Consider the following 25,221-nt stretch of genomic DNA (forward strand, 5'->3'; position numbering starts at 1 on the left):
TATATTTTTGTATCTATTTTTTGATTTCGGATTAGTCTCTTACTATTTTTGAAACAGACTCACTAAGTAACCAAAAAAACAAGGGTAAAGATTACCCTTGTTTTTATAACTTTCTCAATGCAAAAAATATATGCTCTGCTTCTTTTATTAAATACGAGTTTTTTAATTCCTCAGATAATACCTTTGAAAGACCACATCCCCTTATATCAATAACTTCAAATCCATACCTTTTGAGATTTAAAATATCCTCAACAGTAAAGCACCTAGATTTAAAAGTTCCATACTGTGATCCAACAGTGGTAATATGTGTTCTATCAAAGTCTCTTAGTTCTTTTAAATTTCCATATTTTATTATCTGCCTTCTCATAAAATAGTAACTATCTACAGTTGCAAATATATATCCTTTATTCTTAACTAAATTTTTCATTTTTTTCATTACAAAATCCAAATCTTCAATATAACTTAAAACGTCTCCTTGCAAATTTAAGATGTCAAATCTGTCTTCAAATTCAAACTCTTCAATTTTCGTGTTGAAAAAGTTTACCTTGTCTTTATACTTTCTTTTAGCTATTTCTAACATTTTTTTTGACGGTTCAATGGCATACACTTGAAAATTCTTTTTCAAAAAAAAATTCAGCCAATATCCTGTCCCAGTTCCCACATCCAATACTTTGCCAGTTAATGAACCAATTACATTTTCTATATAAATTTGTACGGCCTGTCTTAAAATTTTCCATTCCTCATCTTCATACATTTGATCGTATAAGTGAGCTATTTTTTCATAATATTCATACGATTTCACAACTAACCTCCTAACTTATTCTTTTATATTGATCATAGTTATTTACTATGGTATTTTTCAATTTTAAAATTCCAAAAGAGCGTGGTAACATCCTTATCTGCAATGTTCCACCTTTAACATAGTATTTTTCATCATTAAATAAATCAACATATTCAGTTCCGCTCAAGATTCTATTATCGGGTAAATTTACAATTAATTCATATGGTTTATCGTAGATATTTCCATATACAATCAGATTATCCAAAACCATAGGGGTTTTTCTCATAAATACGATTGGGTCATTATTTAACAATTCAAACCCTCCATAACGCAAAGCTGGTTCTTTTCTTCTTAATTTAATAATTCTTTTATAAAAATCCCTTAATTCTATATCCCAATTATTTTCATTCCAATCCATTGTCTTTCTACACTCTGGATCAGGACCACCATCCATACCAATTTCTGTCCCATAATATATTACAGGTACACCGGGATAAGTAAACTGAAGAAATATTGCAAACATCCTCAAAAATTTATCCTCAATTATTGTAGCAAGTCTTTCCGTATCATGACTATCTAACATATTCCAGCATGTTAAAATATTACTTGTTTCTTTATACATTCTTTCAAGATAAAGTCCAAAATTTTTATTAGTCCCTTTAACGTAGGATATTACATTTTCTCTAAAATGGTAGTTCATTACTCCGTCAACCATATCCCATCCTGCAGGATACGTCCAAAGTTCACTTACCACATACTTTTCTGAAGAAAAACCCTTCACTTTTGAAGTTATATATCTACTAAACTCTGGGCCAAGATCCTGGCCACAATCTAATCTCCAACCATCAATTCCCAATTCAAGATATTTAATCAAAACATTGGTAATGTATTCTTTGACAGATATTTCTTCCAAAACAAGTTCTGGTAAACTCTTTGTTCCCCACCAACCCCTATAATGCTTCTCATAAAAAACAAACATATTTTTAAAAGACTTATTACCCTTTAAGGCCTTTTTAAAATATACATTCTCTTTTCCAACATGATTAAAAACTCCATCTAAAATCAATTTCATGTTTCCCTTATGCAATTTTTTTAAAAGCTTCTTTAATGCTTTTATTCCTCCAAATTGAGGATCAACTTTAAAATAATCGATGGCATCATACTTATGATTGGAATTTGATAAAAATATCGGTGTTAAATAAATAACATTTACTCCCAATTCCTTTAAGTAACTAATTTTATCGGCAACCCCCCATAAATCTCCTCCGTAAAATACCTTTACGTGCTCGCTTCTCTCCTTTTTTTTTGGAGGAACATCCCAATTTTCTATTCTTCCTCCTCTTTTTTCGTAAAGATTTCTTTTCAACTCAACATTTGAACCGTTTCCAATAAAAAACCTATCTGGAAATATTTGATATATTACAGAATCGAATGCCCAAGATGGTATAGGAAATCTCATCAAAACACCTCCTGTTTCTGAAAAAAAGTATATCACAAAAAACTGCACTGGAAAACCAGTGCAGTTTCTTTATTAAAATACACCTAAAATCTGAAACTATTTACTATTTTGTTTAAAACAGTAACTACTTTCTTTAAATCATTACTCATTGTATTTAATTTTGTTATTCCCTTTTCAAGATCATCAAGCATATCCTTATTTAATTCAATCCTATGTACTTGTTCTGAGAGCGTTCTAGTTGTACTATCAACTGCACTAGACATTTCCTCTGCTGCTGCACTTTGCTCCTGAGCGGATGCAGCTGTATTATTAATCATATTCGTAATCCCAAATATTTCTTCTTCAATTTTTTCAAGTTTTACCTTAACATCTTTTGAAAAATCTGCCGCATCTTTTATGCTTGTAACTGTATTTTTTGTATTTTCATTAACTATATTGGCATTTTCCCTTATTTTTTCTAAAATATTTGCAATATTATTTGTCGCTTTTTTGCTTTCTTCCGCAAGTTTTCTAATTTCATCAGCAACCACTGCAAACCCTTTACCAGCTTCTCCTGCTCTTGCAGCCTCAATCGCAGCATTTAGTGCAAGTAAATTTGTTTGTTCAGAAATTCCATTAATTGTTTCTAATATTTCTTTAATATTTGCAGCAGACAAAGATAATTCGTCAACCATTTTAGCAGTATACAAAATTTCGTTATATCCTTTCTCGATTATTTCATATACTCTACTTACAGAGTTTGCTCCATCTTTTACGCTTTCAGAAATTTCATTAGAACGTTCTGCTAATTCCATCGAAGCTTTAGAAACAGCTTGTGCACTTGCCGCAACTTCCTCAATGCTTGAATTTACCTCTTCAAGCGATGCCGAAATATTTTGTGAATCTGAAACAACTTTTCCAAATGTCTTCACTAAATTTTCGGCTACATCTTTTTCCTTATTTGAAATTTCATATAAACTTTGCGATGACTCCTCTAAGTTTTTCGAATTTTTAGTAAGAGAAGAAACTATTGTTCTTAAACCATCAATCATATTGTTTAATGAATTTGCTATTTTACCTATTTCATCTTTCCTATCTACTTGTACTTTCTCAGATAAAACTCCTTTAGAAACATTTTCAACAACTAAAGCAACTTTTTTTACATCTCTCTTTATACCTTTTCCTATATAAAGTACAACTATGAAAGTAATTCCAAGAACTATTAATATTGTAATCAAATTTTTAATGAAAAAACTATTTACTATTTTATTAATATCATCAATATAAACTCCTGCTCCAATTATAAATTTGTATGGGGCGAACCACTTTGCATATGAAATTTTACCTACATCTTTTCCCAACGATGGTTTATTCCAAACATATTCATATATAAACTCACCGTTTCTTTTTGCACCATCTACTAAATCAACAAGTATTAACCTTCCTTTTGGATCTCTTATATTATTTGCTTTTTTGTTTTCCAAAGTCGGATGTACAATTCCAACATAGTTTTCATTAAAAATAAATACGTAATTACTCCCATCAAATTTCATTGAAGAAATATATCTTTTCACAAAATCTATTGCCTTATTATGATCTATAATTCCATTTTTCTCCATTTTGTAGATATTTTCCACAATACCATATGCACTTTCAACCACACTTTTTACCTTATCTATTTTTTCATACCTTAACTCTTTATAAAAATTAACATAACTGAACCACAAGAAAAAAATAGAAACAAATATCACAGTACCAATAGTCAAAAACATTATTAAACTCGATAAACTTTTCAACTTCATATTCTCTCACCTACTTCATATATTTTTTATATCCTTAATTTAGATTGTACTACATATAAATTACAATGGTTATCTTTGATTTAACAATGTTACTAATTAATTAAAACAAATGTATAAACATTTAATTAAAAATACAAAATAAATCCGGTATTAAATACCGGATTTATTATTCAACCTATACACTTTTAGACCAATAATTAGGTGGTTCTTTAGTTATTATTATATCATGAGGATGACTTTCTTTAACCGATGCGGCGGTAATTTTTATAAAATTAGCTTTTTTATGTAATTCTTTTATAGTTGCTGCTCCGACATACCCCATTCCTGAGCGAAGTCCGCCTATCAATTGATATACAACATCTTTAACATCACCTTTATATGGTACCATTCCTTCAACACCTTCAGGTATAAATTTTTGGTTTTTACTTTGAAAATATCTATCTGCACTTCCTCTGCTCATAGCACCTAGCGATCCCATTCCTCTATATGACTTATATTTTCTTCCTTGATATAAAATTGTTTCTCCTGGTGCTTCTTCAGTTCCTGCAAAGATACTACCCAACATTACCGCTTCAGCACCTGCAGCTAGAGCTTTAACTATATCACCAGAGAATCTAATCCCACCATCAGCTATTATTGGTACATCGTATTTCTTTGCCACGTTAACGCAATCAAATATTGCTGTTAATTGGGGGACTCCAATACCTGCAACGACCCTTGTAGTACAAATCGAACCAGGCCCAATTCCTACTTTTACAGCATCAGCGCCTGATTTTATTAACATTTCCGTTGCTTCTGCCGTTGCCACATTCCCGGCAATAATTGAAATATGAGGAAAATTTTCTCTTATTTTCACCAAAGTTTCTATAACTTTTTTTGAATGTCCGTGTGCTGTATCAACAACTATAACATCTACTCCTGCGGAAATTAATTTTTCCACCCTTAGTAAAGTATCTTCACTTGTTCCAACTGCTGCGCCAACTAAAAGTCTTCCTTTCTTATCTCTCGATGCGTTTGGATGCTCTACAACGCTCCTTATGTCTTTGATAGTAATAAGTCCCGAAAGAGTACCATCGGATCTTACAATAGGTAGTTTTTCTATTTTGTTTTCGTGTAAAATATCTCTTGCTTCCTCAAGAGAAATTCCCTCATTAGCAACTATTAAATCACTAACAGGAGTCATCAATTTTTTTACAGGTTTCTTTAAATTTCTTTCAAATCTTATATCTCTATTTGTAATCAATCCCAATAATTTATTGGATTCATCGACAACTGGAAGTCCTCCTATCTTATACTCTGCCATTATTTTTTCTGCTTCTTCGACGCTAATATCTGGAGAAATTGTAACAGGATCATCTATTATACCATTTTCAGTCCTTTTAACAATCTTAACTTGATGCGCTTGTTCTTCAATAGATAAATTTTTATGGATTATTCCTATACCACCTTCTCTTGCTATAGCTTTTGCAAGTTCCGCTTCAGTAACTGTATCCATAGCAGCACTTACAAGTGGTATATTTAAACTAATTTGCCGTGTTAATCTTGTCTTTACTTCTACATCTGCAGGTAAAACTTCACTATATCCTGGAATAAGAAGCACATCATCGAAAGTTAATGCCTCTCTCATAACTACACCCCCTATTTTCTTAAAATGATTTGATATATGTAAATTATATAGATAGTTAAAAATACTATACCTTCTAATTTCCCTATCTTTTTCCTAAAAATCGCAAACAAGAATAACAAAATAGATAATAAATTCATTATAATAAGGTCTAAAGTAAAGCTTTTAACATCAATTCCCAAAGTACCTACCAAAGAACTAACCCCTAAAATAAATAAAATATTAAAAATATTACTTCCGACTATGTTTCCAACTAATATATCTTGTTCTTTTTTTAAAGTTGAAATTAAACTTACAACTATTTCTGGTAATGAAGTCCCTATAGCAACTATTGTCAATCCCACAAACGTTTCACTAAGATGAAAATATTTTGCTATTTTCACTACATTATCTATTGTGAGCTCTCCACCTAACCAAATACCTAAAACACCTACACCTACAAGAAGAAAAGCTATATTTGTTTTGTAAACTTTTGCTTCAGATTCAAATTCTTTTTCTACCATTTCTTTGTCACTTTTAATTAAATAATAAAGATAAATAATTAAAAGTGAAACAAAAACTACTCCGTAATTCCACATTAAAATTTTTTCTCTTAAAAAAAGTACCGTAAAAACTACTGTGGAGATAATCATAAAAGGTATTTCAACCATAGATGTATTTTTTTCTATCTTAATATTTGAAATTAAAGCTGCCAAAGCTAGAGCAATTGCAATATTGGCTATATTACTCCCCACGACATTAGATATGGATACGCTACTATGTCCTTTTACAACAGAAACCAACGAAGCAACCAATTCAGGCAGTGAAGTTCCAAATGCTACAACTGAAAGTCCTACGACAATTTTCGAAATTCCCAAACCCAGAGCAATTGAAACCGCCCCATCAACTAACCAATCTGCTCCCTTTATTAATAAAACAAATCCAATTATAAGGCCTAAAAGGTTTAAAATCATACATGTCACTCCCTTTAAAAATATCTAATTTCTATGTAAACGATAGAAACAATCAAAGAGACCAAAGAAGGAATAACTGAAAACTTAAAAAAATCTTTAAATGAAACGTTTTTCTTGGAATATTTTACAAGCATAGTAATTGCAACAATATTTGCAGATGCACCAATTGGAGTAAAGTTTCCACCATAGCAAACTCCTAATGATAGTGCCCACCAATACGGCATCAAATTTGAAAAAGATGAGTTTATTGACGGCAACATCTTTATTACCGGAATCATAGTTGCCGTAAACGGAATATTATCAAAAAATCCACTCACAAAGAATGACATAACTATCAAACCCAAACCAAATAATCTGGGTGAATTTCCAAAATTTTCACTCAAAACCAAGGCAACTTGTTTTAAAATTCCCGTATCTTCTAAAGCACCTGTAATAATAAACAAACCTATAAAGAAAAATATAGTACTCCACTCAATTTCTGCAAAATGTTTTTCCAAGTTTTTTGGATCAATAACTAAAATAGAAACAAAACCCATACCAAAAGCTATAATAGAACTATGAATCTGTAATTTTTCTTGAAGGACAAAAAGCAATATTACAACTGAAAGCAAAATAAACGACTTTATCAAATTTTTCTTCGATATTGAAAGTTCATTAAAATTAAATTCTATTTTATTGGATAAAAACTTTTTATATTTAATCAAAAATATAATCAACACAATTAATAGCGTTATAATTGTTGGGAATGCAGTATTTAAAATAAAATCGTTAAATGTTAAACGTGCAGCATTACCTATTAAAATATTAGGTGGGTCTCCAATTAGTGTTGCAGTTCCCCCAATATTTGAACTAAAAACCTCTGAAAGTACAAAAAAGGTAGGATCGATGTTGGCTGCATCGGCAATTGCCAAAGTAATAGGTATAAAAATCATTACAGTAGTGACATTATCAATAAAAGCTGAAAACAGTGCAACAAAAAAATTAATAAGCAAGAAAATCTTTAGTAAAGAATTCTTTGAAAATTTTATTATCCAAAATGCAACGTATTCAAAAAATCCAACACTTTTAATTGTAGAAACTAAAAGCATCATTCCAATCAATAAAAATATAGTATCAAAATCCACATAATTTTTAAACAAATAATCTGGGTCTTCAAAAACTCCAAAAAATGTTAAAATAAAAGCACCTAAAACAACAGCAATGGACCTATGTATCTTTTCTGAAATAATTAAGTAGTATACGATAACAAATATTATTAAAGCAATAATTGCATCTACACTCAATTATTTCACCCCTGTTTTTAAATTAAAAAAAAAGGGCACATATGGCCCTGGAGCGGGCGACGGGATTCGAACCCGCGACCCTCAGCTTGGGAAGCTGATGCTCTACCAACTGAGCTACACCCGCTAATCTCAGTAAATATTATATCAAAGGATGATAAAGTTTTCAAGTTCATATTTTTATCATACCTTGGAATCCCATAAAAGCCAGAGATAAGAGTGAAGCAGTTATTAAAGCCAAAGGTAATCCTTCAAAAGGTTTTGGAACATCGTATAACTCAAGCTTTTCCCTTATTGCGCTAAAAACAATTAACGCAAGCAAAAATCCCAAACCTGCTCCCAGTGCATTGAATATTGCCTCAAGTAAATTGTAATTACTCATACTGTTAATAAGCGCTACACCAAGAATTATACAATTTGTAGTGATAAGAGGAAGAAAAATTCCCAAAGCATCATATAAATTTGGATTATTTTTCTTCAAAAATAACTCAACAAATTGTACAAATGATGCTATTACAAGAATAAAAACAATTGTTCTCAAAAATTCAAGTCCCAAACTTATTAACAATCTATCCAAAAACCAAGAAATCGTTGATGACATAACAAGCACAAAGGTGGCAGCAAGCCCCATTCCAAATGCTGTATCCATTTTTTTAGAAACACCTAAAAACGGACATATACCCAAAAATCTTATAAAAACATAATTATTAACAAGCATTGCAGAAAGTAAAATTAAAAATACCTTCATTTAACCTTCCCCCTTTCTTTTCTTTTCATGCCAATAAAGGCAAATAAAGCTGCTAATAATCCCAATGTTAAATATGCACCAGGGGGAAGTATCATTATAAACACATTAAACGCTTTACCCCAAATTTTTATATCGAATATCGTACCATTTCCCAATAATTCTCTTATAGCACCTAATAAAGTTAAACTTGCAGTAAAACCCAAACCCATTCCCAAACCATCAATTAATGAATACCAAACATTATTTTTTGATGCAAAAGCTTCAGCTCTTCCCATTATCAAACAATTAACAACTATTAATGGAATAAAAAGCCCCAATGTTTTCCAAAGATCATATACATATGCGTGCATCAACAAATCAACCATTGTCACAAATGATGCTATTATAGTTATAAAAATAGGTATCCTAATCTTTTCGGGCACTGCCTTTCTAAGAAGAGAAATGACTATGTTGGATAAAACTAGAACTACCGTAGCAGCTATTCCCATTCCAAGTCCATTTTTTGCACTTGTAGTAGTTGCAAGAGTAGGACACATGCCTAAAGCTTGTACAAATGTGGGATTTTCAACAACAAATCCCTTAGAAAATTCCTTCCAAGTTCTACTGGCCATTTCTTAGCACCTCCTTTTGCAAATACTCAAACATAGCGTTCAAAGTTGCTGCTACAGCTCGTGGAGTAATAGTTGCCCCAGTCATAACATCACTAATTTTTACTATTCCTATCTTTTTTGCATCTTCAGGTGAGAGATTACTTTTACCCGCATCTTTATCAACTTTTACACCATTTTTCAAACCCTCGTATGGTATTGGATAAAACCTCTTTTGAGAAACCTCTTCTGCTATCTTTGCACCTAATCCCGGTGTTTCCTGTGAATAATCTATTACCTTTATTGCCATTAAATCTATCCTATTTTCTTTTACTAAAAATGAAGCAACTGAAATTACTTTACCACCATATCCTATTCCGTATCCTTTTAAAACGTAAACATTTCCTTTATTTGTTCTAAACTTAAAAACAGGAGAAACAACAACGCTTGTTTCTGCCTTGAATAACTCTTCTTCTGGATTATTTGAAGCAGATACAACAGCATCTTTTATTTTATTTTCATCTACAATTAATTTTCCATCTTCTGTCAAAACAAATTTTACCGCATCAATAGTATTTTTTAATTCTGCAATTTTTATTGCATCTTGCGTATAAACATAGACATATCCTAGTATTAACCCAGCAACCAGTGTATAAACCATTAAAATTATTCCCGTTTTAAACATTTCTTTCATGATTCCACCTCACCAAATATTCGTGGCATCGTATATTTATCAATTAACGGAACAAAAGCATTCATTAATAAAATAGAAAGTGAAACTCCTTCTGGATATCCCGCAAAGTACCTTATAAGTAATGTCATAACACCAATACCAACTCCAAAAATTGCCTGGCCTTTGATTGTCATGGGACTTGTAACCATATCTGTAGCCATAAACAAAGCACCAAGCATTAACCCACCACTTAAAATATGGAATAAAGGAGTTCCAAAAGAAGGATTTACAAAATAAAATACACTAGACATAACAAAAACTGTAGAAATATATGAAATTGGGATCATAATCTTTATTCTCTTTCTTATCACAAGATATATAAATCCAACCAAAAGTAGTAAAACACTTGTTTCGCCAATTGAACCTCCACGATTTCCAATAAACAAATCCCAATAACCCACATTAACATTTCCAGTTTCTTTTAAAATTGCAAGTGGAGTTGCTGATGTTTGCACATCAATCCATTTTGTAAAAGAAAGCACAGGTTTGTACCAAGTAGTCATTGCCACGGGAAATGAAACAAGCAAAAACGCCCTTCCAGCAAGTGCTGGATTAAAAATATTCATTCCAAGTCCACCAAATGCATGTTTGGCAATCCCTAATGCAAAAACTAATCCTATCAAAAACACCCACCAAGGAGTTGCAGAACTTACATTCATTGCAAGTAAAATTCCCGTTACAGCTGCACTGCCATTTGGGGTAAAACTTTTATCATTTCTAAGCACTCTCATTATAAACAATTCAAACAATTCACCAGTAACTGCCCCAAGTAAAATTAAAAATAGCGCGTAACCACCAAAAAAGTACCACGCTCCAATAATGGCAGGAATCAATGCTATAATGACATCCATCATAACTTTTGAAGTAGTGTCATTTGCTCTTACATGTGGTGCATTTCCAGTTATTAACTTCATTATTTCTTCCCCCCTCTCAGGGCCTTGTATACTTTTTTGGCCAATTTGATCGTTTTTACATGTTCTATTTTTGCAGGACAGATATATGTACAAGAACCACATTCAATACAATCTAACAAACCAATTTCGACTGCTTCATCATATCTTTTTTTCTTTCCTAATAAATCAAGTAAATAAGGTTGCAATCCCATTGGACAAACGTTAACACAGTATGAACATCTTATGCAAAATGTGCTTTTTTGTTCTTTAGGTATTAAAGTTGTAATACCATTGTTACCTTTTACCAAAGGCGTATCAATATTGTTTATAGGGATTCCCATCATTGGCCCACCCATTAGTACTTTTACATTCTCAAGGTTTTCTTTAAAACCTCCTCCAAGGTTTTCGATTACCCAAGAAATAGGAGTGCCTATCCTAACCCACCAATTTCCTGGTTTATTAACTGCTTCGCCGGTAACAGTTAATCCTCTTTCGACTAAAGGTTTCCCATCTATTACCGCTTCTTTTATCGCATATAAAGTGCTTACGTTCAACACTACAACCCCTACATCCATTGGAAGTTTTCCGCGGGGTACTTTCCTACCAGTAGTTGCGTAGATAAGTTGTTTTTCTGCACCTTGGGGATATTTTGTTTTTAATGGAATAACATCAACTTTTCCTTTCCATTTATTTTGAAGTAAATTTATTACATCCATCTTATTATCTTCAATACCAATTGCCACATTTTTTATTCCCAATATTTTTTTCACTATCTCAATTCCAATCAAAATATCTTCTTGTCTTTCTAACATCATCCTATGATCAATTGTAAGATAAGGTTCACATTCTGCACCATTTATAACAAGATAATCTATCTTCTTGTCTTTTGGAGGCATTAATTTAACATAAGTCGGGAACATGGCACCACCAAGCCCTACAATTCCAGCTTTCTTTATAATCTCAACTAACTCCTCGTTTGAAAAATTCTCATAATTACCATGCGGTAGTAACTCCCACTCATCTTCTCCCTCTCTTTGAATTTCCACTACTTCTACCGCTTTTCCAAAAATAACATTTGTAACCTTTTTAACATCTACTACAGTACCAGTAACAGGCGAATGGACATAAGAAGATATAAAACCCGTTGGTTCACCAATAACCTGCCCTGTTTTAACTTTATCACCCTTGTTTACAACTGGTTTTGCGGGGCTTCCAGCGTGTTGCTGCATAAAAACCAATACCTTTTCAGGTAGAGGTGCTTTCTTAATTGGATAATCTCTTGATAAATGCTTATTTTCAGGAGGATGAACACCTCCCAAAAAGGTTGATAACTTCAAGACACCACACCTCCTAAAATAGACTTTTATACCATCACCGAGAATGATTATAACACAGTTTTTTTAGTTTTCACAAACAAATTTTATATGATATAATTAAAAAAAACGGGAGGAAAAAGTATGGAATACCTATTAAATCTTTTTAATGGAAACTGGGTTGATGAAACTACAAGATTACCTAATAAAGACTTTTTTAACCATATCTATCCGCTAATTAAAGAATCAAAAACACCGTTTTATCTAATATATTTAGATTTAGAATTTGAATCAACTGATATCAATGAAATTAACTTTGTTATAGCAAGAATTGCATCGATAATAAAACACAGCGTTAGAATACCAAAAGATTTTGTATGTCGTTCATCTGAAAAAAGCTTTGTATTAATCTTACACGGTATTAATGAAATAGTTGCCAAACAAATAGCAAATAGAATAAAAGATTCTCTAGATTATTTACTCTTAAATTATGGAAATAAGAATATCAAAGTAGAGACAAACATAAAAATCGAAGCTGTAGGAGGTGCTCCTAGTGAATAATGAGATAGGCACAAGATACGCCCCAAATAAAATTGAAAAAAAATTGTACAGCTTTTGGTTGGAAAAAGGATATTTTTCACCTAAAAAAGATGGACCAAAATACTCTATTGTAATTCCTCCGCCAAATATAACGGGTAAAATCCACATGGGGCACGCTTTAAACATCACATTACAAGATATATTAGTTAGATTTAAAAGAATGAATGGATACAAAACGCTCTGGCTACCAGGTGAAGATCACGCGGGAATTGCAACTCAAACTGCTGTAGAAAAAAATTTAGAAAAGGAAGGAAAGAAAAGAGAGGAGCTTGGCAGGGAAAAATTTTTAGAAATTGTTTGGGAATGGGCAAATACATACAGAAAGACCATAAAAGATCAAATAAAAGCCATTGGAGCTTCTGTGGATTGGTCTAGGGAAAGATTTACTTTAGATGAAGGGTTATCAAAAGCCGTTAGGAAAGTGTTTGTATCATTATACAAAAAAGGATTAATATACAGGGGAAAATACATTGTAAACTGGTGTCCAAGGTGTAAAACTGTTTTATCTGACGAAGAAGTAGAGCACAAAGAGCATGAAGGTAAGCTTTACTATATAAGGTATCCATTTGCTGATGGTACTGGAGAAATAGTTATAGCCACCACTCGTCCAGAAACCATGCTAGGAGATACCGCTGTTGCTGTATCCCCTTCAGATGAAAGATATAAGCACTTAGTTGGTAAAGAAGTAATTTTACCACTTATAGGAAGAAAATTAAAAATAATTGCAGATCCATATGTTGATCCAGAATTTGGTACAGGGGCTTTAAAAGTAACTCCCGCACATGATCCAAACGATTATCTTATTGGCCAAAGGAATAACCTCGAATTTATCAACATATTTAACGATGATACAACACTGAATGAAAATGCGGGGAAATATCAAGGTCTTGGCAGAGATACAGCAAGGGAAAAGATTGTCGAAGATCTGGAAAAAGAAGGATATTTAGTAAAAGTTGAAACATTACAACATTCCGTAGGACATTGTTATAGATGTGACACTGTTATTGAACCTATGCTAATGGATCAATGGTTTGTTAAAATGGAACCACTTGCCAAAAGAGCAATAGAAGCTGTGGAAAATGGAGAAGTAAAGTTTTATCCAGACAGATGGAAGAAAGTGTATTTGAATTGGATGTATGAAATAAGAGATTGGTGTATAAGTAGACAACTTTGGTGGGGCCACAGAATACCAATTTGGTATTGTAAAGATTGTGGCCATATAAACGTATCTGAAGAAGAAGTACACGTTTGTGAAAAATGTGGAAGCACAAATTTACGTCAAGAAGAAGATGTGCTTGATACATGGTTCTCCTCTGCACTTTGGCCATTTAGTACCCTTGGTTGGCCAGATGAAACATCTGATTTAAAGGAATTTTATCCAACCAATGTATTAGTTACAGGATTTGATATTATATTCTTCTGGGTAGCAAGAATGATCATGATGGGATATGAATTTATGGGTGAAAAACCGTTCTCGGATGTTTACATACATCAACTAGTACGTGATAAATTTGGAAGGAAAATGAGTAAATCACTTGGCAATGGAATAGATCCACTAGATGTAATTGAAGATTACGGAGCAGACCCCATGAGATTTTCACTTGCATTACTTGCTGCACAAGGTAGAGATATAAAACTAGATTTAAAACACATTGAAACAAGTAAAAAGTTTGCAAACAAAATTTGGAATGCAACAAGATTTGTGATTTTAAATCTAAAAGATTTCGAAAAAGAAGAATTAAATAATTTAAACTTATCGGATAGATGGATTCTTTCAAAACTTCAAAAAACAATTAAAAATGTAACCAGCGCAATTGAATCATATGATTTTAATCTTGCGGCAAGGGAAATATACAATTTCTTCTGGGATGAACTTTGTGATTGGTATATCGAAGTTTCAAAACCACGACTTAATTCTGAAGACAAAACAGTTGTTCAAAATGTATTGGTAAAAGTATTAGATAATAGCTTAAAACTTCTTCATCCATTCATGCCATTTATAACGGAGGAATTGTGGCAAAAATTACCAACTGATGGTGAATCTATAACTATTTCAGAATGGCCGAAAATTGATGATAACTTAATAGATGAAACTGCGGAAAAAAGATTTGAATTGTTAAAGAACATAATAAAAGGTATAAGGAACGTTAAAGCAGAAGTTAATATATCTCAAAGCAAAAAAGTAAACATAGTTTCAACTATAAAATTTGATCAAGAGGAAGAACTTTACATAAAAACTCTAGCAAAAGTTGAAAGTATAAGTTATTCAAACATGAAACCTGAAAAAGCAGCAAGTGCATATGTCGACAATGAAAACGAAATATTTGTAGAACTTGGCAATTTGATAGATATTGATACTGAAGTAAAAAGATTAACCAAGAAAATTGAAAAGCTAGAAAAGGATGCGGAGAAATTCAGAAAAAAACTAAACAACAAAAAATTCCTGGAAGGAGCACCAGAAGAAATAATAGAAGAAACAAAGGAAAAACTCTCGAATATCGAAGGGCAAATTGAAAAGATAAAAAAAATTCTAAAATCACTAATGTGAGGGATGACTGTGACTTATTTAGAAGCACTAAAATATCTTTATTTCAACAGACCATTTGGTAAAATAAAGATAGGTCTATACAGAATAGAAGAACTTTTAAATATACTTAACAATCCAGAAAAAACTTTCTCTTCTTTTCACGTAACTGGTTCAAATGGAAAAGGGAGTACCACAACGTTTTTGCATTACTTATCTAGATTTCATGGATTTAAAACGGGGGGATATTTTTCTCCCCATTTATCATCTATTTTGGAAAGGTATTTAATTAACGGAGAAAAAGTAAGTAAAAATACTTTTCTAAAATCCTTTGAAAAAATTAAAAATGCAGCAGAAGTCTTAGATAAAAAAGGTATAGATTATTCTCCTAGCTTTTTTGAATTTGCAACTGCTATTGCATTTGAGATATTCAAAAACGAAAATGTAGAAATTTCAACAATTGAAGTAGGACTAGGTGGAAGATTTGATGCAACAAACATTATTATTCCTAAAGTCTCTGTTATAACAACTGTTAGTTTAGAGCATACAAAAATTTTAGGAAATTCAATAGAAAAAATAGCTTTTGAAAAAGCGGGAATAATAAAAGAGAATACTCCTGTTGTTATTGGAAGTATTCCAAATACCGCAAAAGAAGTTATTTATGAAATTGCAAATAAAAAAGGTGCAAAAGTTTACGAATTGGGAAAAGATTTTAATTTTGAAATAAATAAATTGAGTTTCAATGAAAATTCAATTAATTATTACGGGGATAAAGACATAAAGGACATAAAAATATCACTAAATGGTACTCACCAACCTATAAACGCTGCAATTGCACTCAAAGCCTTTGAAATATTTAATCCATTAAATGAAAATGTGGTAAATGATGCCTTTAAAAGAGCTTTTATCCCAGGAAGATTTGAACTTTATAAAAATATTCTTCTAGATGGTTCACACAACCCGCAAGCTGCTGAAAAATTCGTTGAAAACCTGGATATATACTTTAAAAACAAATCGAAAGTTGCGGTTTTTGGTATCCTTGATGATAAAGATAAGAGAAAAGTAATAGAAAAAATATCAAAAAAATTTGATCATATAATAGTTACTTGCCCACCTTCACATAGGGCAGTTAATTGTGAAGAGACGTTCTTGCTAACAAAAGAATACTGTAATTCGGTTGAATTTGTCAAAGACCCTTTAAAAGCATTGGAAAAACTTCAAAAGTACCGTTCTGAATTAAAGGTAGTAACTGGTTCTTTTTATCTTGTAGGTTATATAAGAAGTTATTTGGAAAATGGGTATATAGATGAAGAATTAAATTTAATGAGGAGGTGACATTTTTGGAAATACTTGATTTAATTTGGAAAACATTGATTGAAAAAGAAGCAATAGATCCCGTTATATTAGACATGTCAAAAACAAATGTTCCAACTGAATTTTTTGTAATTTTAACTGCAAATAGTAATACACATATGAACAGTTTAAAAGAAGCTATTCTGGATTTACTCAAAGGTAACGGGATGGAGATTATATATTATGATAAGGAAGAAAATCATGATTGGTTAATAATTGACGCAGATGAAATAGTTGTGCATATATTTAAAGATGATGCCAGAGAATTCTATGATTTAGAAGGCTTATGGATCGACGCCAAAAGAATAAAGGTGAGTAAAGAATGATCCTAAAAAACGCATATGTATTAAAAAGCTGGGAAAAAAATCCAGAAGAATTAGATATAAAAGTCGAAAATGGAACAATAGTAGAGATAAAACACAATTTACAACAAGAAGATGATGAAATAATAGAGCTAAAGAACAAACTTATTATTCCCGGACTTGTAAATACACACACTCATGCGGCAATGTCAATTTTTAGAGGAATAGCTGAAGATGTATCATTTAATGATTGGTTATTTAAAACAATTATTCCATTAGAAGAAAAACTGGACTACAAAACGGTATATTATTCTACATTAATTTCACTAATGGAAATGGCCCAAAATGGTATAGTTGCTTTTTGTGATATGTATATTTTCGAGGATGCAGTGGCACAAGCGGTAGCCGATTTTGGTATAAAGGCTTTGTTAACACGTGGGTTAGTATCAGAAAATGACAAAATCGAAAAAACTAGACTAAACGAATCCCTTAATTTATACAACAAGTGGCACGGATATGATAATAGAATATTTATAGGTCTTGGGCCACATGCCCCTTATACTTGCTCTATACCAGCTTTAAAAGAAATCTCAAAAATTTCAGAAGAATTAGATATTCCAATAACCATACATCTTTTTGAAAACAAGTGGGAAAGAGAAAAATACAGTCTAAAAGAAATCCTTGATACAGGTATTGCTAATAATCATCTTTTGGCTGTACATTGCATCCATTTAGACGACAACGACATTCAATTATTAAAGAACTATAACGTCTATATTTCACATAATCCATCAAGTAATTTGAAACTTGGGAACGGAATTGCACCTGTTACAAAATTTATCAATAATGATTTACCCGTTACATTAGGAACTGACGGGCCTGCAAGTAATAACTCTATCGATATATTATTTGAAGCAAGACTTGCAACTCTTCTTCAAAAGAAAGACAATCCAAAAAATCTTTCAGTGGACAAAGCAATTAAAATGATCACATACGACGGATATAAAGCGTTGAATTTAAACGGAGGAACAATTGAAATTGGAAAACCTGCAGATTTTACTATTATAGATTTAGATAATCCAAGTTTCTTTCCTACTAATAACATGAAAAAACATATAATACATTCAAAAACTAGTATATTTGCCACAATGGTTAATGGTAAATTCATATATTTTGATGGAACATTTCCAACAATAGACAAGAAGGAGGTTTACACACAATTTTCGAATTCCTACGAGAAGGTTATAGGTATAGAAAATTAAGCGTTGAATTAAAAAAGAGATATGGAACTAAAGTCTATAGATTACCTATAAATGCAGGATTTACTTGTCCGAACCGAGAAAACGGACAAGCTGGTTGTTTATTCTGTGATGAAACAGGAAGCGGTTTTACAACTATTAAAGATATTGATATAAAATTCCAAATAAATGAAATGAAAAAAAGATATATAAACAAAGGTGCAAAAAAGTTTATAGCTTACTTTCAAAACTTCTCAAACACCTATGCTCCAATTGAAAGATTGAAAGATATTTATTATCAGGCTATAGAGAAAGACATAGTTCAAATTTCCATTTCAACAAGACCTGATTGTATTTCTGATGAAATACTCGATCTTCTTGAAGAACTTAAAGAAAAGATAGACGTATCTATTGAAATGGGACTTCAAACAGCAAACTATCACACTCTTACAAAAATGAACAGAGGACATACACTTGCCGAGTATATAAATGCAACAATGAAGATTAAAAATAGGGGATTTGAACTAGTCTCACATGTGATATTGAATTTTCCCAATGATAACATGCTCGATGTTATTGAAACTGCTAAAATATTATCTGTACTTGGAGTTGATGGTGTAAAAATTCATTCACTTTATATTGTTAAAAACACTATTTTAGGTAAAATGTTTGAAGAAGGAAAGATAAAGATAGGTTCTCTTGAAGACTACGTCGAAAGGACTATTAGATTTTTAGAATACCTTTCTCCAAAGATCGTTATACATAGATTAGTTGCAGATCCACCTAGAGAAGGAACAATATTTGGAAATTGGGGAAAACCTAAAATCCAAATTATAAACCTTATTGAAAGAAAGCTTGCCGAAAAAGAAACCTATCAAGGAAAAAATTTTTTAAGCTGGTATACTCCAAAAACTGAAAAATTTAAAAATATTCAAAATGATTTACACTAGAACTTTTATGTGGAGTTATAACCACTGAAAAAATAGTATTTTATCAAGATTGCTGAAAGTCATAAAAGATTTTTACTTCCAATAAGGAGGACATTAAGAAAGATAAAATTATTTTGAACTCAGCCATTCAATTTGGTCTAATGATAATTTAGCTTGTTCTAAAAAAATAAAGTTCATTTATTTTGAATTTATATCGTATTTGTATTAATTACAAGTTTTTATTCAAATGTAATTTAACAATATTTCTTCTATTTTGTTGTAATCATTAGTATTTATTTCGCCAATCTTTCTTCCTTTTTTTAAGATAATTATTTTGTGCATTTTTTTTAATTCTTCAATTTCGTGCGTTGCAAAAAAAATTATTTTATCTTTTTCTATAAGTTCTTCTACAATATTGTATATACTTTGACGAGTTTTAAGATCAACTCCGGCTGTAGGTTCATCAAAAATATATATTTCAGAATCTTTCATTATTGCCCTTGCTATATCCAGTCTTCTTTTTAAACCTTTGGATAACTCCATATATTTTGCCTTTTCAAAATCTTTTAAATCTGTTTCTTCAATAACTTTATCTATGACTATTTGCAATTTTTCCCCATACAAACCATTAAGTCTTCCAAAAAACTCTAAATTTTGTCTAACATTCAATCTATAGTAAAAACTTCTTTCAGTTCCTGTTGATATTGATACATTTTCTCTGGCATATTTTTCATGTTTAAACAAATCAATACCATTTAAGAAAACACTCCCGCTATCTGGGATTAAAAATGTTGCCACTATTTTTAGCAAAGTAGTTTTTCCAGCTCCATTTTCTCCAAAAAGTGCTATTTTTTCTCCTTTTCTAACAGTTACGTTTATATCTTGTAGTGCTATTGTTCCATTTTTATATTTTTTACTTACATTAATTATTTCAAGCATAAAACCTCCTCAATACCATGCAAGAGTACCTTCCTTTCTTGCTTTATTAAATGATAATTTAAATAACCAAACACCAAATGGTATTAACACCAAACCCATTATTACCATAACAAGTAATCCCGTTCTTATTTGAACTACATTATAGCCCTTTAGTAAAGTTTTTCTTAAAAGATCCATACCATACGTTGATGGAAGAAGATACGAAATTCCTCTTATAAATTTCGGCATGATTTCTACTGGATAGTATATTCCAGAAAAAAGCCCTGTAAGTGTAAAATATATCCAACCCACTGGATCACCTCTTTTGGTTATAAGTATTATTGCAGCTGAAATTAGTCCAATTCCTATAAGCGGAAGCATTACAACAAGCAAAACCAAAAAAGATCCAAAAATATTTGGATTTATTTTTACTGAAAATAACCATACAAGTGCAGAAAATATAAATAAAATATTAAAAGTTGTAAACAAAAAGCCACTTAAAAAATTGAATGCAAAAAGCTGCCAAAATGGCGTATCTGAAAGCAAGAAATATTCAAGTGTTCCCATTCTTTGTTCTCTTTGTATTGACGATTTGAAAGTTGATAATGCAAGATTTGTATAAGACATGAATACTGATCCAGTTATAAAATATGCAAGAATGTCTCCACCATATTTTTCAATCAATGGAAAATAATTACCACCAGCTATGAATTTCCCTATGAGCCCAAATTGTATTATTCCAACAAATCCACTTAAAAATCCCAAAATAAATTGTGTCCGGTACGAAAACCAGATAATTACATCCCGTTTTATAAATCCAAATAATTTTACTGCAAATTTTATAAAATTTTCCATTCTTTCACCTTATTTATTTTCCTCATAAAGCCAAGGAAATAACCAATCCCACCAATGCCTTTTTTTACAGCCTTCGTTACAAATGGCAACACAAGCTTCTTTGTTTGCACAACCGTTGCAATTTTTAACATCTCCACAAAGTCCTCTTTCTCCATCACAAAAGGAAAGATATACTTTATCGTTTACAACCGGCTTGTTTAAAAATTCCATGTTCTTCCCCCTTTTTAAATTTTAAACACGGTTTGAGTAAGTTCTCAATTTTAATTGTTGATTTGCCACAACCTCAATAATATCCTTTATATTATATTTCATAGGTATACACCTGTATGGTTTTTTAACTGGAGACCCGTGAAGCTTATCTACAACAACGGCATTAAACGTACACCCTCCCATACAAGCTGGAAATACTATACAACTTTGACATTCTTTATCTTCATATGGCTCATAAGCCAACCACTTGGTATACTTTTGATTCAATTTTATACCTTCATTTGTTAATTTTCCAGCAATAGTCACTTTATTTCCAACCTCTCCCCAGCATTTGTGAACGCTTCCATCCACATCAATTACAAAACTGTTTAAACACAAAGCATCACAACGTGCAAATTTTAGATTTTTAAATGGATTAAATGAATATTCGGGTAAATATTTAAGAATTTCCTTGTAAAGTTCTATCTCTATTTTCGAAAATTCTTTGAGTGTTAGTGGTGTATCTTCAAATTTATTAGAAAATTCTTTAACAACTTCTATCATTTGAAAATCAAAGGTTACATTTAATCTCTTCTCAACTATAAAGCTTATTAACTTTTTTACAGAATTAACGCTCTCTTTAGAAATATTTATCCTTAATTGTACTTGCATATCTTTGTGTATTTTTTCTATATTCTCAATCAATTTCGAAAAAGTTGGGCCACCATTTAAAAGTCTTCTATACTTATCGTGAATCTCTTCTGTACCATCTATCGTTATGATAACGGATCTTATACCAACTTTTATTAATTTTTTCGCTGTTATTTTGTTTAACAAATAACCATTTGTTACTATGAATGGTCTGTATTCAACTTGATATTTTTTACTTAACTCTCTAAATTTTTCACTTATAAAAATTAACTTTTCCAACGACAATAACGGTTCTCCTCCATAAAATGTAACACTCAAAACTTTTGGTTTTTGGCTCTCAAATCTTCTTTTTGTTTCTTCTATTAATTGACTTATTTGCTCTTCCTGAATTTCAGAAGCCATCTTACCACTAACAGATTGTATTTGCTGTTGATAACAGTATACACAGTTAAAATTACACTTTTCAGTTAGCACTATTGTATACCTTAAATATCTATCACTGTATCTGTATGCATTAAACCTAAGTTTTAAATATTCAACTTCATCAAAGTCATCGTCAAGAATAAAAAATCCTTTTTTTAAAGTTTCTATTTCATCTGGCTCAAATTCACTTATTTTAACTTTTTTACTTTCACACATCTTTTTTATTTTATTTTTTTTAGATTGTTCAACGTAAAGCATCGCATTTGAGATTGTATTAAAAAGGATCAAGTACTCTTCTTTTTCTATTAATATATTGTATTTTGAAAGTTTCACTTTTCCACCTCACAAATTTTACACTTATTTTCGAGAGTTTTGGTAAAGTACCAAACCTTTGCAAAGTGTTCAACATCACGTTTTTCTTCGGGACATCCTTTGCTTCCTTGTAATCTTGCATTTCTGCATCCTCCCATACAAATTGGAAGAATTTTGCAATTTTTACATTCTTCATCCTCAAAAGCATCTGGTTTATGCCAGTATAAATACTTTTCTTTTTCATATTCAATGCCATTTTTTGTTACTTTTCCAAATACTGCTCCTTTTGCTATTGCAACTGTACACGGATATATTTCTCCTTTAGGACCTATCACAGTGGATGATACGCTATCATACTCGCAATATCTATTTTGAGTGAGTATTGGGAAAAATATTTTAAATCCTTTTTTTGCAGCTTCTATATAAAATTTCGAGATTTTTTTGAATGAATTTAATCCTTTAAATTCATGAAGTTTTGCGTAAAATTTCCTATTATCTTCACTTGCTTGGAAAATCCATCTAAAATAAATTCGTATCCTTTCTTTTGGAAAATCATCAAACATTTCGAGAAGTTCTGGAATTTTGTCATAATTTTCCACGCCAACGTTTACCCTTAACGAAATGTGAGTTTCTTTGGTCATTTTTAACAATCTTTTTGTATTGTTATAAATGGTCTCAAATGTTCCTTCTCCCCCTTTTAAAGGTCTGTATTTGTTGTGATATTGGGGAGGTCCATCAAATGTTATCTGAACATTTTTTATATCAAGTTCATCAAAATATTTAGCTTTATCTTCATCAAGCAAATACCCATTCGTAGATATAGATGAAACAAAATCTGTGTGATATTTATCACATGTTTCAATCACATTTCTATTAATAAGTTTTATAACATCAAAATTTACTAACGGTTCTCCACCAAACCATCCTATACTTATCTTTCTTTTTTTCTTTGCAATTTCACATAAATAATCGGATATTTCCTGGGCAGTTTCTTGCGTCATGGAAGGTCCTTCTTTGGATTCATAACAATAAACACAGTCAAAGTTACATTGCAACGTTGATAATATGGTAAATACTGGGCTACTTGTATCATATCTTGATATATAATTTAACATTTTTAAATGTTGAAGTTCATCAAAGTATTTGTTAACAAGGTATCCACCATAAATTAAATCATCTTTTAATTTTTTATACTCTTCCTTCCATTTTCTATTTGGCTCTCTTAAAATCTCCTTTATCATTTCTGCTTTTTCTTTATCCACAGTTGCAATTGCACGCGTTAAATAATTCACAAATATTACTTTATTATCTTCCTCAAAAGACACATTATATTTAGATTCTTTGTATTTATTCATTATACTTCCCCCTTGAGTATTTAAATTGAGGCTATGCAATTATCACAATTTGGATTTGGTTCAAAACATACCAAACATTCACATAAACAATTATAGCAACCCTCATTTCGACAAACACAATTTGGATTATCGGTGCAACAATTTAAAATTACATCTTGATTAGGCATGTTTATAAATTCCATATTTTCACTCCTTTTTTCAACACATGCACTCAATGCAACCATTATTTATACAGTCACAGTTTCCGTTATCACAACACAATGGTTCATCGTTATAACTTGGATCTTTTTCTTTTGGAAGATTTAAGAATTCCATACTTTTTCTCCTTTCCTCAAGAAAATTTATTTAGAACTTAAAAATAATTTAAGGGATAATACAAATAGGACAAAATGCATTACAACCACATACAGCATCACAGTTTGGGTCACAAACAGCATTGCACTCCTGTTCATTTGTGCATTCTGCACAATTGCCATCATCACAACAAAGTGGTTCGATATCTCCTCTTGTAGGATTATTGATAAATTCCATAAAAATCCCCCCCTTGATATAAAATAATATGTAGAGCAGCTATTCTATAATGTATTATATAAATCACATGAAAATATAACAACCTCGAAAAATTTCAATTATAAGTTTTTTTTTTTTTTTTTTTAACCATAATTATTTGCAAAATGCTTTTTATTTTAAAATATTTCTAATTCGTTTAAAATATATTAACGAATAATGTATATTTACGTATTAAAGTTTTATGATTTAAAGTTTATTGTTCAATTATCTTACTCATAAAGCCAAGGAAATAACCAATTCCACCAATGCCTTTTTTTACAGCCTTCATTACAAGAAACATTTGGTGAACATTCCTCTTTGTTTGCACAACCGTTGCAATTTTTAACATCTCCACAAAGTCCTCTTTCTCCATCACAAAAGGAAAGATATACTTTATCGTTTATAACTGGTTTGTTTAAAAATTTCATATAATTCCCTCCTTTTTCAATAAAGTTTTTGATTAATTTTTCGAATATTTCAGTAAAATTATACAAAATCTACGTTTAAATTACAAGTATAATAATTTTATGTTTTTATATATTAACATCATCTATATAACTATGGTTTAGTAAAACATATGTACATTTAATTAGCATTACTACATATAGTTTTGTAGTTCCTGTACTGATAAATCAAATAAAAATATGTTAAAAAATATATAAAAATATTGGGTTAGGAAAAATATTTAATTGCTACGCTTATCAAAAAAATTTCCTAAATTGTAAAAGTTAAATTTTATAATAAAAAATGAAAAAATATTTTTGTTAGAAATAGGAAAATTAACAAATAAAACCACATTTTTATGGTTTGTGAAGTGTTAATAATAAAACCTTCTTATTTTAGATATTATATTATAAAGAATAAATCAAAT

At 30.8% G+C, this 25,221-nt stretch carries 23 protein-coding genes and 1 tRNA gene; 6 read left to right on the plus strand and 18 right to left on the minus strand.

Annotation, left to right across the window (positions count from 1 at the left end; genetic code table 11):
• Positions 1 to 103 precede the first annotated feature (103 nt).
• From AS157_RS04200 to rsxC, 12 genes are all read right to left on the minus strand, one after another.
• Positions 104 to 802, minus strand: a complete 699-nt coding sequence (locus AS157_RS04200; protein ID WP_077289938.1) for a class I SAM-dependent methyltransferase — start codon at positions 800 to 802, stop codon at positions 104 to 106.
• Between the two features lie 10 nt (positions 803 to 812).
• Positions 813 to 2,240, minus strand: a complete 1,428-nt coding sequence (gene aglB, locus AS157_RS04205; protein WP_077289939.1) for a cyclomaltodextrinase — start codon at positions 2,238 to 2,240, stop codon at positions 813 to 815.
• A gap of 83 nt (positions 2,241 to 2,323) precedes the next feature.
• Positions 2,324 to 4,021, minus strand: coding sequence for a methyl-accepting chemotaxis protein (locus tag AS157_RS04210; protein ID WP_077289940.1), 1,698 nt, complete (start codon positions 4,019 to 4,021; stop codon positions 2,324 to 2,326).
• Between the two features lie 175 nt (positions 4,022 to 4,196).
• On the minus strand, positions 4,197 to 5,648 hold the full coding sequence (gene guaB, locus AS157_RS04215; protein WP_077288023.1) for an IMP dehydrogenase: 1,452 nt from the start codon (positions 5,646 to 5,648) through the stop codon (positions 4,197 to 4,199).
• 11 nt (positions 5,649 to 5,659) lie between these two features.
• Positions 5,660 to 6,598, minus strand: coding sequence for a calcium/sodium antiporter (locus AS157_RS04220; RefSeq protein WP_077289941.1), 939 nt, complete (start codon positions 6,596 to 6,598; stop codon positions 5,660 to 5,662).
• A gap of 14 nt (positions 6,599 to 6,612) precedes the next feature.
• Positions 6,613 to 7,881 carry an ArsB/NhaD family transporter gene (locus AS157_RS04225; RefSeq protein ID WP_077289942.1) on the minus strand — a complete coding sequence of 423 codons (1,269 nt, stop codon included), beginning with the start codon at positions 7,879 to 7,881 and terminating at the stop codon, positions 6,613 to 6,615.
• 48 nt (positions 7,882 to 7,929) lie between these two features.
• A tRNA-Gly gene (locus tag AS157_RS04230) sits at positions 7,930 to 8,005 on the minus strand.
• A gap of 45 nt (positions 8,006 to 8,050) precedes the next feature.
• Positions 8,051 to 8,626: an electron transport complex subunit RsxA gene (gene rsxA / locus AS157_RS04235; RefSeq protein ID WP_075666529.1), complete on the minus strand. Its 576-nt coding sequence runs from the start codon at positions 8,624 to 8,626 to the stop codon at positions 8,051 to 8,053.
• Complete coding sequence (gene rsxE / locus AS157_RS04240) at positions 8,623 to 9,237, minus strand: electron transport complex subunit RsxE (RefSeq protein WP_075666530.1); 615 nt, start codon at positions 9,235 to 9,237, stop codon at positions 8,623 to 8,625. Before rsxE ends, rsxA begins: the two co-directional genes overlap by 4 nt.
• Positions 9,227 to 9,907, minus strand: a complete 681-nt coding sequence (locus tag AS157_RS04245) for an RnfABCDGE type electron transport complex subunit G (protein ID WP_077198712.1) — start codon at positions 9,905 to 9,907, stop codon at positions 9,227 to 9,229. Before AS157_RS04245 ends, rsxE begins: the two co-directional genes overlap by 11 nt.
• A complete protein-coding gene (locus AS157_RS04250) occupies positions 9,904 to 10,860 on the minus strand; it encodes an RnfABCDGE type electron transport complex subunit D (RefSeq protein WP_077289943.1) in 957 nt (318 codons plus the stop codon). Before AS157_RS04250 ends, AS157_RS04245 begins: the two co-directional genes overlap by 4 nt.
• Positions 10,860 to 12,176, minus strand: coding sequence for an electron transport complex subunit RsxC (gene rsxC, locus AS157_RS04255; RefSeq protein WP_077289944.1), 1,317 nt, complete (start codon positions 12,174 to 12,176; stop codon positions 10,860 to 10,862). Before rsxC ends, AS157_RS04250 begins: the two co-directional genes overlap by 1 nt.
• Positions 12,177 to 12,296: 120 nt before the next feature.
• Between rsxC and AS157_RS04260 the strand changes: the two genes are divergently transcribed.
• The 6 genes from AS157_RS04260 to mnmL are packed head-to-tail and all read left to right on the plus strand — an operon-like array spanning position 12,297 to position 19,119.
• Positions 12,297 to 12,713, plus strand: a complete 417-nt coding sequence (locus AS157_RS04260) for a GGDEF domain-containing protein (RefSeq protein WP_077289945.1) — start codon at positions 12,297 to 12,299, stop codon at positions 12,711 to 12,713.
• Positions 12,706 to 15,300 carry a valine--tRNA ligase gene (locus AS157_RS04265; RefSeq protein ID WP_077289946.1) on the plus strand — a complete coding sequence of 865 codons (2,595 nt, stop codon included), beginning with the start codon at positions 12,706 to 12,708 and terminating at the stop codon, positions 15,298 to 15,300. The genes AS157_RS04260 and AS157_RS04265 overlap by 8 nt, the downstream gene beginning before the upstream one ends.
• A gap of 3 nt (positions 15,301 to 15,303) precedes the next feature.
• Positions 15,304 to 16,611 (plus strand): bifunctional folylpolyglutamate synthase/dihydrofolate synthase, encoded by a 1,308-nt coding sequence (locus tag AS157_RS04270; protein ID WP_231450394.1) that lies wholly within the window; start codon positions 15,304 to 15,306, stop codon positions 16,609 to 16,611.
• A gap of 5 nt (positions 16,612 to 16,616) precedes the next feature.
• A complete protein-coding gene (gene rsfS, locus AS157_RS04275; protein WP_075666537.1) occupies positions 16,617 to 16,955 on the plus strand; it encodes a ribosome silencing factor in 339 nt (112 codons plus the stop codon).
• Positions 16,952 to 18,193, plus strand: a complete 1,242-nt coding sequence (locus AS157_RS04280) for an amidohydrolase (RefSeq protein ID WP_077289948.1) — start codon at positions 16,952 to 16,954, stop codon at positions 18,191 to 18,193. Before rsfS ends, AS157_RS04280 begins: the two co-directional genes overlap by 4 nt.
• Entirely contained in the window at positions 18,151 to 19,119 is a 969-nt protein-coding gene (gene mnmL, locus AS157_RS04285; RefSeq protein ID WP_077289949.1) for a tRNA modification radical SAM protein MnmL/YtqA, read from the plus strand. Before AS157_RS04280 ends, mnmL begins: the two co-directional genes overlap by 43 nt.
• Positions 19,120 to 19,341: 222 nt before the next feature.
• On the opposite strand, the gene AS157_RS04290 is transcribed toward mnmL, so the two are convergent.
• The 6 genes from AS157_RS04290 to AS157_RS04315 all read right to left on the minus strand — a co-directional run bounded on the left by AS157_RS04290 (position 19,342) and on the right by AS157_RS04315 (position 24,778).
• On the minus strand, positions 19,342 to 20,037 hold the full coding sequence (locus tag AS157_RS04290) for an ABC transporter ATP-binding protein (protein ID WP_077289950.1): 696 nt from the start codon (positions 20,035 to 20,037) through the stop codon (positions 19,342 to 19,344).
• A gap of 9 nt (positions 20,038 to 20,046) precedes the next feature.
• Positions 20,047 to 20,871 carry an ABC transporter permease gene (locus AS157_RS04295; RefSeq protein ID WP_143611779.1) on the minus strand — a complete coding sequence of 275 codons (825 nt, stop codon included), beginning with the start codon at positions 20,869 to 20,871 and terminating at the stop codon, positions 20,047 to 20,049.
• Positions 20,872 to 20,880: 9 nt separating this feature from the next.
• Positions 20,881 to 21,081 carry a hypothetical protein gene (locus tag AS157_RS04300; protein ID WP_077289951.1) on the minus strand — a complete coding sequence of 67 codons (201 nt, stop codon included), beginning with the start codon at positions 21,079 to 21,081 and terminating at the stop codon, positions 20,881 to 20,883.
• 21 nt (positions 21,082 to 21,102) lie between these two features.
• Positions 21,103 to 22,467: a radical SAM/SPASM domain-containing protein gene (locus AS157_RS04305; RefSeq protein ID WP_077289952.1), complete on the minus strand. Its 1,365-nt coding sequence runs from the start codon at positions 22,465 to 22,467 to the stop codon at positions 21,103 to 21,105.
• Positions 22,464 to 23,801: a radical SAM/SPASM domain-containing protein gene (locus AS157_RS04310; RefSeq protein ID WP_077289953.1), complete on the minus strand. Its 1,338-nt coding sequence runs from the start codon at positions 23,799 to 23,801 to the stop codon at positions 22,464 to 22,466. Before AS157_RS04310 ends, AS157_RS04305 begins: the two co-directional genes overlap by 4 nt.
• A gap of 779 nt (positions 23,802 to 24,580) precedes the next feature.
• Complete coding sequence (locus AS157_RS04315; RefSeq protein WP_077289955.1) at positions 24,581 to 24,778, minus strand: hypothetical protein; 198 nt, start codon at positions 24,776 to 24,778, stop codon at positions 24,581 to 24,583.
• Positions 24,779 to 25,221: the final 443 nt, after the last annotated feature.

Origin of the sequence: Thermosipho sp. 1244, assembly GCF_018588215.1 — a bacterium.
GTDB lineage: Bacteria > Thermotogota > Thermotogae > Thermotogales > Fervidobacteriaceae > Thermosipho > Thermosipho affectus.

What these genes read in the sequence shown, in the direction of transcription:
- AS157_RS04260 (WP_077289945.1), top strand. Translation starts at nt 12,297, where the DNA reads ATGGAATACCTATTAAATCTTTTTAATGGAAACTGGGTTGATGAAACT.
- guaB (WP_077288023.1), bottom strand. Translation starts at nt 5,648, where the DNA reads ATGAGAGAGGCATTAACTTTCGATGATGTGCTTCTTATTCCAGGATAT.
- AS157_RS04270 (WP_231450394.1), top strand. Translation starts at nt 15,304, where the DNA reads ATGACTGTGACTTATTTAGAAGCACTAAAATATCTTTATTTCAACAGA.
- AS157_RS04245 (WP_077198712.1), bottom strand. Translation starts at nt 9,907, where the DNA reads ATGAAAGAAATGTTTAAAACGGGAATAATTTTAATGGTTTATACACTG.
- AS157_RS04295 (WP_143611779.1), bottom strand. Translation starts at nt 20,871, where the DNA reads ATGGAAAATTTTATAAAATTTGCAGTAAAATTATTTGGATTTATAAAA.
- AS157_RS04290 (WP_077289950.1), bottom strand. Translation starts at nt 20,037, where the DNA reads ATGCTTGAAATAATTAATGTAAGTAAAAAATATAAAAATGGAACAATA.
- rsxA (WP_075666529.1), bottom strand. Translation starts at nt 8,626, where the DNA reads ATGAAGGTATTTTTAATTTTACTTTCTGCAATGCTTGTTAATAATTAT.
- aglB (WP_077289939.1), bottom strand. Translation starts at nt 2,240, where the DNA reads ATGAGATTTCCTATACCATCTTGGGCATTCGATTCTGTAATATATCAA.
- AS157_RS04280 (WP_077289948.1), top strand. Translation starts at nt 16,952, where the DNA reads ATGATCCTAAAAAACGCATATGTATTAAAAAGCTGGGAAAAAAATCCA.
- AS157_RS04315 (WP_077289955.1), bottom strand. Translation starts at nt 24,778, where the DNA reads ATGAAATTTTTAAACAAACCAGTTATAAACGATAAAGTATATCTTTCC.
- rsxE (WP_075666530.1), bottom strand. Translation starts at nt 9,237, where the DNA reads ATGGCCAGTAGAACTTGGAAGGAATTTTCTAAGGGATTTGTTGTTGAA.
- AS157_RS04210 (WP_077289940.1), bottom strand. Translation starts at nt 4,021, where the DNA reads ATGAAGTTGAAAAGTTTATCGAGTTTAATAATGTTTTTGACTATTGGT.
- AS157_RS04220 (WP_077289941.1), bottom strand. Translation starts at nt 6,598, where the DNA reads ATGATTTTAAACCTTTTAGGCCTTATAATTGGATTTGTTTTATTAATA.
- AS157_RS04310 (WP_077289953.1), bottom strand. Translation starts at nt 23,801, where the DNA reads ATGAATAAATACAAAGAATCTAAATATAATGTGTCTTTTGAGGAAGAT.
- AS157_RS04300 (WP_077289951.1), bottom strand. Translation starts at nt 21,081, where the DNA reads ATGGAATTTTTAAACAAGCCGGTTGTAAACGATAAAGTATATCTTTCC.
- AS157_RS04250 (WP_077289943.1), bottom strand. Translation starts at nt 10,860, where the DNA reads ATGAAGTTAATAACTGGAAATGCACCACATGTAAGAGCAAATGACACT.